Raw genomic sequence first — 10,972 nt, forward strand, 5'->3', positions numbered from 1 at the left:
AAATCACCTTCCCTTTGATAAAATGAAGCCAAAGATGTTTATTATATTTTCTTCTTGTTCCTTAGTTTCCGTGATCTCATTTAATTGTTCTGTGTAACTATTCTCTGCAACATCTAATTTAGCAATCTGATTCTCACTAGGTACTACCATGCCGAGCTTAGTAGTTGCAATTTCATAAACCTGATTAAGATCTATATTGGTATTCATTCCTTCTTCAATTAATTTATTATTTCTTTTGAGATTGTTGAGTTTGTTTTCTAATTTAACAATATTATCGCATCTGTCTGATACAGTGAATTGAGTCTTAAGCATAACGATACACATTAACATGGTAATGCATAAAACAGCTAGAAACTTCATTTTATATCTGTATTTTCTAACAACTCTTCTATGACCCTGATTAGGCCTTGCTGTGTTAGAATGTTGTCTATCATATGAATCATTAGTATTATAATCTCTATCTAATTTAGTTGCATTATTACCAATTACATATAATTCATTATTGATATTACGATATCTTTTCCCCATCTACTTCACCTCAACTTTCTCAAAAATTCTAAGCTTAGCACTTCTAGATCTACTGTTATTTGTTTGCTCTTCTTCAGTAGCTATTATGGGCTTTCTAGTTATTATCTTTCCTTTGGATTTCTTGTTACAAACACATACTGGAAAATCTGGAGGACAAGTACAAGGATCTTGATTATCTTTAAAAGCTCGCTTAACTATTCTATCTTCTAATGAATGAAAAGTTATTATACAGAGCCTTCCTCCATCGTTAAGTCTATCTATCATATCATTTAACGTATTCTTCAATACATTTAGTTCTTGATTCAATTCTATCCTAATTGCTTGAAATGTTCTCTTAGCAGGATGTCCACCTTTTCTCATAGCTTTATTAGGTATTGAGCTTCTAATGATATCAACTAATTGTAATGTTGTTGTTATAGGTGTTTCCTGTCTTGCTGCAACAATATTCCTTACAATTCTCGAAGCCCATTTTTCTTCTCCATAAGCCCTTATGACTTTTATCAATTCAGCTTCACTATAATTATTAACAATATCAGCTGCTGTAGTTGTTTGTCTTGTATCCATACGCATATCAAGAGGAGCATCTTTCATATAAGAAAAACCTCTCTCAGCTGTGTCAAGTTGATGTGATGAAACACCAAGGTCAAGAAGTATTCCATCTACTTTTTCAATATTTTCTTCATTAATAACTGATTCGAATTGTGAAAAATTAGCTCTGCGTACTTTAACTATATCTTTAAATTCCAATAATTTTTTTTGACCAGCCTCAATAGCATTTTCATCTTGGTCAATACCTATAAGCAGTCCATTGCTATTTAATTTTTTGCATATTTCGTAAGAATGTCCCGCGCCTCCAAGAGTTCCATCAATATAAATTCCATTAGGTTTTATATTAAGCCCTTCTATGCATTCCTCTAATAGTACTGACTTATGTTCAAATGCCATCTTACTCCCTCTTTCTATATATCCCATTTATCTATATGTCTAAATCTTCCATGTCTTCAGCCAATTCACTTATATCAATGTCATCATCTGCATTATATTCTTCCCAATTCTCTCTAGACCATATTTCAACTCTATTAGATACTCCAATCAAAATAACTTCTTTTTCCAACATTGAATGTTCCCTTAGATGTGATGGCACTAGTATTCTTCCCAGCTTGTCCAATGTGCATTCATTAGCTGAAGCAATAAAGAATCTTTGTATTCTTCTTGCATCTTTTTTCTTCATAGGATTATTATTCAACTTCTCGATAAATTTATTCCACTCTTCCTCTGTATAAACCATCAAGCACTTATCGAATCCTTTTGTTATATAAAAAGTGTCACCTAGTAGAACCCTGAATTTTGCAGGGACTATCAATCTTCCCTTAGCATCAATTGAATGCTTATATTCTCCTATAAACACAGCGTTCACCTGCAATTCTATGATAATCTTATTATAAGACCATCATCCACTTTCTACCACTTAGCACCACTTTTTACCACCTATATCCATATAATAGTATATATGAAAGAGTTTTTCAAGTATTTTGACAAAAAAAAATAACAGACTTGTATATCAAATCTGTTATTTTATATAAATTTCCTTTAGATTTTTATGCATTATTACTACCTTTACCAATGATACTACTATTTAAAACGAATGCTTTTTTATATTTTCTATATTTTTATATAATTATTATATGTAAATCGCACAAAATTTTATATATTTTTTTTGAAAAAACTACTGTTGTTTACCAATAGTAATTAATGCTCACTTCTTATAATAAATAAGCACTAATTACTATAGATGCTATAATCTGATAATTCAATTATTTACATTGCTATACTGTTTTTCTGCTATACTAGCTCTAATATAATAGCTTTCAATAAGCTTATCGAGTTCTACACTAACTCTATAAATTTCTTGTTGATCTGCTTTACAAGCAATCAATTCATCAAGAATTTCCCTTAGCTGTTCAATATTGTAATCCTGCATTTTTCATTCCCCTTAGCTTTTAAGCTTGTTAAATATTTATAGCATTCGTTTTTACTTTGAACTTTTCCTCCTCATTATTATTATAAATACTAATGACACAACTATAAAGACCCCTGCAAGTAACTGTGAAATCGGAATTCCTGAACCACCAATTATCAATTGATCAGTTCTTAGACCTTCAATCCAAAATCTACCTGCTCCATATCCCAAAAGATATAATGCAAATATTTCTCCCTTGAATTTTCTTCTTTTGAAATATATAAGCAATAGAATTAAAACTCCAAGATTCCATAATGATTCATATAGGAAAGTTGGTTGTACCTGAATATAACTCACTCCATTTACTATTTTAATAGTATCTTCTAATTGGGCAGGAATATATTTAGCTTTAGAAGTATTTAGCATCATAGCGAAAAGATTATCCGTATAACCTCCAAATGCTTCCATATTCATGAAGTTACCCCATCTTCCAATAATTTGACCTAGTATAAGGCCTGGAGCTGCAGTATCTGCGAAATTCCAAAAATCAACATTTTTACGCTTTGAAAATATGATTAGAGTTAATACTGCTCCAATTACTGCTCCATAGATAGCTAGTCCGCCTTCCCTGAATGCAAATATCTTCAATAAATTATCTTTGTATTCATCCCATGAAAATACAACATAGAATATTCTAGCAAAAATAACTGAAACGATAAGTGCATAAATTAAAAAATCAGGATATAAAGCTTCATCTATTCCATTTCTTTTACCGAGTTGAATTGCTACAAAAAGTCCTGCTAGTATTCCAAATCCAATTATTAATCCATACCAATACACATCTAACCCAAAAATGCTAAATGCAATATTGTTGATATTATTTATCTCTATACCTAGATTCGGAAAAATTATGTCTGGTCCTAGATTCATTTTTTCATTCCTCCATAAAAAATCATATTACAAATATAATATAGCATATTCTTAGAAAATGCAAACTTTTCGTCTACATTTATCATAACAAATTTTTATACGACATATACAGACAGAAAACTTCTCTTCTTATATATATACATAAGTAATCTTGTAATATATTAACTTATTAAAGCTGTTAAATATATATTATTGATTAATTTTAGGACATTGTGTTATACTAATATATAATTATAATTTAATACATTTTAATTCATTAAGGAGGTAGCTACCATGAATAGACCTAATTATAGAAGGCCACTTCATCGAGTTGGTGAAAAGCAAGTTAAAGAACAATCAGAACAAGCAAGCATAATGGAATTTGATTTCAAAAAAACTACTATTATAATAGCTTTATTATGTTTCATAGAAGGTTGGTTAATAGGACTTGCAATGAATAGAAAATAAGATGATTAATATTATAGGGCATTCTCATCTATGAGATATACCCTTTTTATTTGTTTTAGTTGACAATACTACCATAAAAAATTTATAATAGCAACTGTAAAGAAGTTATTATTAGTATTAGGAAGGAAGACGACAAATGAAATTAGGAATTGTAGGATTGCCAAATGTTGGTAAGAGTACGTTATTTAATTCTTTAACAAAAGCTGGAGCAGAATCTGCAAATTATCCATTCTGTACTATTGACCCTAACATAGGCATTGTTACAGTACCAGATAGAAGATTAGATGTTCTGACAGATTTATATTCTTCAAAGAAAACAATACCAGCAGTTATAGAATTTGTTGATATTGCAGGACTGGTTAAAGGTGCTAGTAAAGGTGAAGGATTAGGTAATAAATTTTTATCAAACATAAGAGAGGTAGACGCTATAGTTCATGTAGTTAGATGTTTTGAAGATACTAATGTAGTCCATGTAGATGGTTCAATAGATCCTATTAGAGATATTGAAACGATAAATCTTGAATTAGTCTTTTCAGACCTAGAAATATTAGATAGAAGAATAGCCAAAACAACAAAATCTCTAAAAGGAGATAAATCTCTTATTAAAGAAATTAATGTCTTAAAAAAATTAAAAGAAGAATTAGAAGAAGGAAAATCAGCAAGAGCGGTTGAATTTAATTCCGATGAAGATGTGAAATTTGTAGAATCATTAAATCTACTTACATATAAACCAGTAATCTATGCTACAAATGTTGCTGAAGAGGATCTTGTGGATGATGGAGCAAGCAATAATTATGTACAAACTGTAAGGGATTTTGCCAAAAAAGAAACTTCTGAAGCCTTTGTCATATGTGCTAAAATAGAAGAAGAGATTTCAGAACTGGATGATGACGAAAGAGCAATGTTTTTAGAAGATCTTGGAATTAAAGATGCAGGACTTGAAAAATTAATAAAAGCAAGTTATAGTTTACTTGGTCTTATCAGTTTCCTTACTGCAGGTGAAAAAGAAACTAGAGCATGGACAATAACTAAGGGCACAAAAGCTCCAGGTGCCGCAGGAAAAATCCATACTGATTTCGAAAAAGGTTTTATCCGTGCAGAAGTAGTTAAATATGATGACCTAATAAACACAGGCAATTACACTTCAGCAAAAGAAAAAGGATTAGTTCGTCTTGAAGGTAAAGATTATATAGTTCAAGACGGTGATATAATGTTGTTCAGATTCAATGTATAGGTATATTATGTTTTGTTCATAATATAAAAAAAGTCAATGTCTCCTAACAAAATGTTAGAAGGCGAAGATAAAACCAATCTTAAGAAAATCTTAAGAAATAATTAATGAAATGCAAAGTTAATAAACATCCATAATTGATATATTAAAAGTGTGAGACTTAATAATTATTTTGATCAAACTAGATTATTATTTCAAATCAAAAAAAGATTGAAGGTAGATAAAATGCATGTTAACGATAAAAAACAAGAAGTAGTAACAATAGATAATGTTAATTATAGTAGATTTGCTATAAAAACACATGTTGTTACTAATAAAGATAATTTATTTGATGTAATTAAAGAATATACTGTAGATAATTATCAGAAAAATGATTTGCTCTTTGTCTCGGAAAAAATGGTTGCATGTACCCAAAATCGTGCCATCCCTATTAAAGATATAAAACCTAGAAGATTAGCAAGGATTTTATCTAAATTTGTAACTAAAACTTCTAGTGGTATTGGTTTGGGAATGCCAGAAACAATGGAAATGGCTTTCAGAGAAACCAGTACCTTAAGAATTCTATTTGCATGTGTAGCTAGTGTAATAGGTAAAATTTTTAGAAAAAAAGGTTGGTTTTACAAAGTTGCTGGAGAAAAAGCAAGAGGGATAGATGGACCATGTCATTATACTTTACCACCTTACAATCAATATGTAGTTCTAATTCCAAACAGTCCTCAAAAAATATGTGAGGAAATATCCAAGAAATTTGGAATTATTGTTTCTATAATTGATTGTAATGATCTTGGAATAGATATTTTGGGACTATCAAGCAACGACTTATATACAGAAGATATGTTGTGCAAAATCTTAAAAGACAACCCTTTGGGGCAGTCCAGCGAACAAACTCCAATGGGGATCATACGAAAGAAACCCATTACAGAAGAAAAAGTTGGTTAATTAAAATTTTTCATACATTATACAAGCCTTCTTGTATTAATACAAGAAGGCTTAAATTATATAATCAATTATTTATTTTTATATTTCAAAACTTTATATTATATTTCTACAACTTCATTTTTACTGGCTTTTAGTCCAAAACAAATTAGTAAAATTATACATACTATTAATAATATAATTGGAACAGTAAATGAAAGTGTTCTATCAAAAATAAAACCTATAAGAAGTGGACCTGTTGCAGCAAGTAAATATCCTGCTGATTGTGACATACCCGAAAGCTCAGCAGCTTTTTTTGCATTTGGGGAACGAAGAGAAATGAATGCAATAGAGATACTTATGCTTCCTCCCATACCAAGACCTACAAATATTAAAGAAACAATAATTGATATTTTTGAATCCGATACTAATAGTAAGCTCATTCCAACTAGATAGATTAACGATGAAATAGTTGTTATCACCTTCTGATCCTTAAATCTATCAGCTATTATTGGCATTAGAAGTGTAGCTGGTAATCCTACCAATTGAAATAAAAGTGCCATCATGCCAGAAAATTCTGCACTCATTCCTTTTGATGTGATAATAGATGGTAACCATGCAACAAGACAATAAAACAATAAAGATTGTGTTCCCATAAATAATGTTACCCACCAAGCAAGAGGAGATTTCCATATTGATTTACCTTTTGAATCTTTTATCATTGTCTCTTTGCTCATAGAACCCTTTGATTTCTTAAGTTGTGGAAACCAAATAAAAACAGTTATTAAAGTCAATACAGTCCATACTGCTAAAGCATTTCTCCAACCGAAATCTAAACCAACTGCCAATGGTACACTTACACCTGAACCGACTGCTGCAAATATACACATACTTGTGGTATAGATACTTGTTACTATACCAACATTCTTTGAAAATCTAAGTTTAATAATACTTGGAATTAAAACATTGCCTATTGCAATTCCTATACCAATAAGAGTAGTTCCTGCAAACAATCCGAAGGAATTAGTATATGAACGAATAATTTCACCTACAATCATAAAAACCAATCCACTAAGCATAGTTAATCCATATCCTAACTTCGAACTAATCTGTGAAACAAACGGCGAAACCACTGCAAAAGCAATAAGAGGTAAGGTAGTAATAAAACCTGCCATACCACTAGATAAATTGTATTCATTTTTTATTAAATCAATAATAGAACCAACTGCTGTGATAGGTGCTCGTAAATTAAATGAAATAAAAACAATTGATAAGATGATAAATATTTTTGTTGCTTTCTTCATGTATACCCTGCTTTCTGTGTAATTAAATGTCTAATATTTTGACAATAGTGTCTTCTGCTTTTTCAACATTTTTCTCATAAATTGCATTGAAAAGTTCTGTATGTAATTGATCTATCTTATCTCCTTCCATATTATTAATCTCAACTTTTTGTTGTATAGAGTTACTGATAAATTTAGATACATATTTGTAAAGATCATAGAAAATGGTATTGTGAGAAGCTTTTGCAATAGCTATATGAAAAGCTATATCAACATCAGTATTTTCTTTTGCCGTTAATTTAATCTGATTTCTTCTCTCTAAAGCTTTTTTAATATGCTTAATATCAGATTCCGTACGTCTTGTAGTTGCAAGTTTCACGATATCTTTTTCAAGACATAGTCTAACCTCATACACTTCATTCATATCTGAGTCACTTAATCTTTTTAATATATTTGCTTCAAAACGTCCTGATACCAATATATAAGTACCATCACCTTGACGTGCTTCTAATACACCTGCATGAATAAGAGACTGAACTGCTTCTCGTATAGTATTTCTACTCACTCCAAACTCTTTCGCAAGTTCTGGCTCAGATGGAATTTTACTACCTAGTTTCAAACTACCATCTTTAATAGCTTTTTCGATTTCACTAGCAATTTGCTTTGGTAATGATAATCTAATTGGTTTTTTTATATCCATATATGTAAACCTCCAATCATTGGACAACTTAAGTATATATCTTTTTATCTTACCAGTCAACTAATTTCATTAAAACCTCGTTCAATATTTAATTAATAATACCTTGAAAATCAAAAAATATGGCATATAATGTTACTTATTATATGCCATACTCTTTACTCTTTTATCAAAAGCTTTATTTAGAATCTTTTTTATATACTGGTCTATTTTATTTTACTATATATTTCCTTTATCTTATCTTTTAGATATGCATGGTCTCTCTTCGCACCATTGTTTTTATTCTCCATATAATTAATTACTTCTATTACTATATCTGCAATATCATGTTCTTTAATTATACTTTTAACAGAATCTTTCGAACTAGCTTTTAGACTTATATCATATCTATACTTAATCATATCATTAAATAGATTATATAATTCGTTTTCATCATTGGTATTTTTAAGTCGTTTATATATATTATGTAAATTCTTGTCTTGTTTCTTGGAATGAGCTCTCATACATAACAATAAAACAACTAATCCAACCAAAATAATTAATACAATTAAGCCTATGAGCAAATTATTCTTATTCAATCTTAATGTGATATAACCAGTATCTTGTGTATTATAATTAACTTGATCAATTGTTACCTTTTCTATAGCAGCAGGTTCATTATTTGTGGATTTATCCTTTTTATCAACAGGAACTTCACCTGTAACCTTAATAGTTGTTCCAGGTATCTCTGCATTTTTATACGTTTCTGTTTCCGTATCGAAATATGAAATATTAATTGGTTTTATTTCCAAATCACCATTTTTTTCTGGAACTAATATAATCTCAAATTTTTTCTCAGCATTATATTTATTATTTACTACACTTTCTTTTGTATCTTTCACTGTTTCATACACTGAAAACCCAGGTAATTCATCTTTTATTATTTTATTAAGTAGTTCTAGATTGCAATTACCAGATGCAGTGACATTAAGCGTCAATGAATCTCCATATTCAACTTGGTTCTTGCTATAGTCAGATTCTATCTCAAGATTTCCAACCAATCCTGAAAAATCAGCAGGTTTATTGTCTTCTGGCAAAGGCTTAATCGTTAACTGCTTCTCATCAGTTTCAAAATAATATGGTTTAGCCGAACTAAAAACATCTCTAGTACTTACCCCTACCTGAAAATTATAGGACGGTATGGTAAACTCACCTGGTTTTATTGGTGTCATGTAGATCTTTTTCGCCTCGTACTTAACATACTTGTTTCCATTTATATATACATAATTAGCCTTTATCTGATCCTCTTGTTCCTCATTGATAATGAATTCATCTAGTGATATCGGATCCGTGAATGAGTAGCTTTCTATACTATATCGTGAATATAGCTCATATGTTAATGCAACTTTTTGACCTAAATATATTTCATCTTCTGCCAATACTGTTTTTACAAATATATCTTGTGCATTACTGTCTGTTGCAGTACTACTTTCACTAACATTAACATTCAGAATGTTAGTCTTTTCCGCATTACCCTCATATTCCACACTTCCTTGAAGAGAAAAGTCACCTGTCTTCTTAGGCATGATAACATAATTAATGTCAATCTGAGTAGTTTTATCCCCATTAATGATTTTGGTGGACTGTTTTTGACCTGATGATAAAACATCAAAATTTTCTAATCCATCTATTTTTAGATTTTTACAATCATTAGCATTTATAATAGAAAAAACCAAGTTAGTACTAACTCCTTTTTCTAAATTAAGAGTATCCATATCAAGACGAAATTCTGCTTCTTTAGCTAAAGCACTTCCTTCACTCACTATTAGAAGCGTAAATACCAAACATAATATGAAGGTTATCCTAGCTTTCAATCTTTTACCAGTCATATTCATCCTCCTTACCGTAGCCTTTTACTTGTTGATTATTTTTAAGACTACTCTCTTCTTGTTGTTCTAACATTTGAAGAACCTGCATAATATCTTTGTCTGTTTGATTAGTATCAGAAGGATCCTTTTGATTCATACCAGAAGCACTCTTATTATCCTGTTCGTCCTGATTTGTGTCATCTTCTTTATCCTGCTGTTGATCTTTCTGGGAATCTTTGTTTTCTTCCCCGTTTTGTTCATTATCTGTATTTTTATCATTACTAGAACTACTGTCTTGTTTATCTTTGTCTTGTTTACCATTTTGATCTTCACTTTGTTGATTTTCTTGGTTTTGTTGATCTTCGTTTTCTCCAGAATTCTGTTTATCCTGTTGGTCTTGTTTATCCTTGGAATCTTTGTTTTCTTGACTATTTTCTTGACTATTTCCTTGATCATCTTTTTTATCCTGCTGGTCCTGATTATTATCTTGCTTATCTTCATTGTTGTCTTGTTTATTCTCATTATTTTTGTTTAACTCATCTATTTTAGACTTGACGAATTCATAATTATATTTTATTTCCACATTCTCAGGAAAAATGATTATACCATTTTTATATGTTTCCAATGCTTGGTTCAGATAATCCATTTTCTGTTTCATATCATCTATACCATCAGCTAATTTATAACTGGAATTACCTGAATTTAAATATCTATCTATTTTTGTAGAAGATTTGGCAAAATAATCTATGGCTTTTTCATAATCCTCTAATGCATATGATGTCTGTCCTAAATTATAGTTCAAAATTTCATCATCTGATTCTTCAGTTAGAGCTTTCTCATATACTTTAGAGGCTTTTCCATAATTACTTGCAGCAAATAATCTATTACCATCTGTTATTGCTTTCTTTATGCTATTATTAAAATCTAATACTCCTGTCATAAAAAGCACCAACATAATTAATATTAATATTCCAGATACAAAAGAAATCTTTTTCACGAAATTTTCCTCCTCGTATTATATAGTAGTAGTGTTTATAGTCCCTCTCCAAGGACTGTATGCTATACTATTGGAGATACTGTGGATTGGTTTCATCCTCCTACCACTTGATGGTTCCAGAAAGGCTCCAACCACAG

12 protein-coding genes are annotated in these 10,972 nt (G+C 30.1%); 3 read left to right on the forward strand and 9 right to left on the reverse strand.

All coding sequences use genetic code 11. The features are described 5' to 3' along the window. Positions 1 to 3: 3 nt before the first annotated feature. The 5 genes from QMG30_RS07880 to lgt form a co-directional block, all read right to left on the reverse strand. Entirely contained in the window at positions 4 to 528 is a 525-nt protein-coding gene (locus tag QMG30_RS07880) for a hypothetical protein (protein ID WP_281814230.1), read from the reverse strand. Continuing rightward, positions 529 to 1,473 (reverse strand): 16S rRNA (cytosine(1402)-N(4))-methyltransferase RsmH, encoded by a 945-nt coding sequence (gene rsmH / locus QMG30_RS07885; RefSeq protein WP_281814232.1) that lies wholly within the window; start codon positions 1,471 to 1,473, stop codon positions 529 to 531. Between the two features lie 31 nt (positions 1,474 to 1,504). Further along, positions 1,505 to 1,936: a division/cell wall cluster transcriptional repressor MraZ gene (mraZ, locus tag QMG30_RS07890; RefSeq protein ID WP_281814234.1), complete on the reverse strand. Its 432-nt coding sequence runs from the start codon at positions 1,934 to 1,936 to the stop codon at positions 1,505 to 1,507. Positions 1,937 to 2,338: 402 nt separating this feature from the next. Next, positions 2,339 to 2,509: a Spo0E family sporulation regulatory protein-aspartic acid phosphatase gene (locus QMG30_RS07895; RefSeq protein ID WP_281814237.1), complete on the reverse strand. Its 171-nt coding sequence runs from the start codon at positions 2,507 to 2,509 to the stop codon at positions 2,339 to 2,341. Positions 2,510 to 2,560: 51 nt separating this feature from the next. Then, on the reverse strand, positions 2,561 to 3,418 hold the full coding sequence (gene lgt, locus QMG30_RS07900; protein ID WP_281814241.1) for a prolipoprotein diacylglyceryl transferase: 858 nt from the start codon (positions 3,416 to 3,418) through the stop codon (positions 2,561 to 2,563). 273 nt (positions 3,419 to 3,691) lie between these two features. Between lgt and QMG30_RS07905 the strand changes: the two genes are divergently transcribed. The 3 genes from QMG30_RS07905 (at position 3,692) to QMG30_RS07915 (ending at position 6,035) form a co-directional block, all read left to right on the forward strand. Continuing rightward, positions 3,692 to 3,865 carry a hypothetical protein gene (locus QMG30_RS07905; RefSeq protein ID WP_281814244.1) on the forward strand — a complete coding sequence of 58 codons (174 nt, stop codon included), beginning with the start codon at positions 3,692 to 3,694 and terminating at the stop codon, positions 3,863 to 3,865. 136 nt (positions 3,866 to 4,001) lie between these two features. After that, positions 4,002 to 5,099, forward strand: a complete 1,098-nt coding sequence (gene ychF / locus QMG30_RS07910) for a redox-regulated ATPase YchF (protein WP_281814247.1) — start codon at positions 4,002 to 4,004, stop codon at positions 5,097 to 5,099. A 222-nt stretch (positions 5,100 to 5,321) separates the two neighbouring features. Then, positions 5,322 to 6,035 carry a coenzyme F420-0:L-glutamate ligase gene (locus QMG30_RS07915; protein ID WP_281814250.1) on the forward strand — a complete coding sequence of 238 codons (714 nt, stop codon included), beginning with the start codon at positions 5,322 to 5,324 and terminating at the stop codon, positions 6,033 to 6,035. A gap of 98 nt (positions 6,036 to 6,133) precedes the next feature. Here the strand turns inward: QMG30_RS07915 and QMG30_RS07920 are convergent, their stop codons facing one another. The 4 genes from QMG30_RS07920 to QMG30_RS07935 form a co-directional block, all read right to left on the reverse strand. Continuing rightward, a complete protein-coding gene (locus QMG30_RS07920) occupies positions 6,134 to 7,315 on the reverse strand; it encodes a CynX/NimT family MFS transporter (RefSeq protein WP_281814253.1) in 1,182 nt (393 codons plus the stop codon). Between the two features lie 22 nt (positions 7,316 to 7,337). After that, positions 7,338 to 8,054, reverse strand: a complete 717-nt coding sequence (locus QMG30_RS07925; RefSeq protein WP_281814256.1) for a FadR/GntR family transcriptional regulator — start codon at positions 8,052 to 8,054, stop codon at positions 7,338 to 7,340. 143 nt (positions 8,055 to 8,197) lie between these two features. Next, positions 8,198 to 9,859, reverse strand: a complete 1,662-nt coding sequence (locus tag QMG30_RS07930; protein WP_281814258.1) for a BatD family protein — start codon at positions 9,857 to 9,859, stop codon at positions 8,198 to 8,200. After that, positions 9,849 to 10,835: a tetratricopeptide repeat protein gene (locus QMG30_RS07935; RefSeq protein ID WP_281814260.1), complete on the reverse strand. Its 987-nt coding sequence runs from the start codon at positions 10,833 to 10,835 to the stop codon at positions 9,849 to 9,851. Before QMG30_RS07935 ends, QMG30_RS07930 begins: the two co-directional genes overlap by 11 nt. Between the last annotated feature and the right edge of the window lie 137 nt (positions 10,836 to 10,972).

Source organism: Vallitalea longa (genome assembly GCF_027923465.1).
GTDB lineage: Bacteria > Bacillota > Clostridia > Lachnospirales > Vallitaleaceae > Vallitalea > Vallitalea longa.

Bases quoted from the DNA above. Each gene is read 5' to 3' on its own strand.
- QMG30_RS07880 (WP_281814230.1), bottom strand. From the start codon at position 528: ATGGGGAAAAGATATCGTAATATCAATAATGAATTATATGTAATTGGT.
- rsmH (WP_281814232.1), bottom strand. From the start codon at position 1,473: ATGGCATTTGAACATAAGTCAGTACTATTAGAGGAATGCATAGAAGGG.
- QMG30_RS07895 (WP_281814237.1), bottom strand. From the start codon at position 2,509: ATGCAGGATTACAATATTGAACAGCTAAGGGAAATTCTTGATGAATTG.
- lgt (WP_281814241.1), bottom strand. From the start codon at position 3,418: ATGAATCTAGGACCAGACATAATTTTTCCGAATCTAGGTATAGAGATA.
- QMG30_RS07905 (WP_281814244.1), top strand. From the start codon at position 3,692: ATGAATAGACCTAATTATAGAAGGCCACTTCATCGAGTTGGTGAAAAG.
- ychF (WP_281814247.1), top strand. From the start codon at position 4,002: ATGAAATTAGGAATTGTAGGATTGCCAAATGTTGGTAAGAGTACGTTA.
- QMG30_RS07915 (WP_281814250.1), top strand. From the start codon at position 5,322: ATGCATGTTAACGATAAAAAACAAGAAGTAGTAACAATAGATAATGTT.
- QMG30_RS07920 (WP_281814253.1), bottom strand. From the start codon at position 7,315: ATGAAGAAAGCAACAAAAATATTTATCATCTTATCAATTGTTTTTATT.
- QMG30_RS07930 (WP_281814258.1), bottom strand. From the start codon at position 9,859: ATGACTGGTAAAAGATTGAAAGCTAGGATAACCTTCATATTATGTTTG.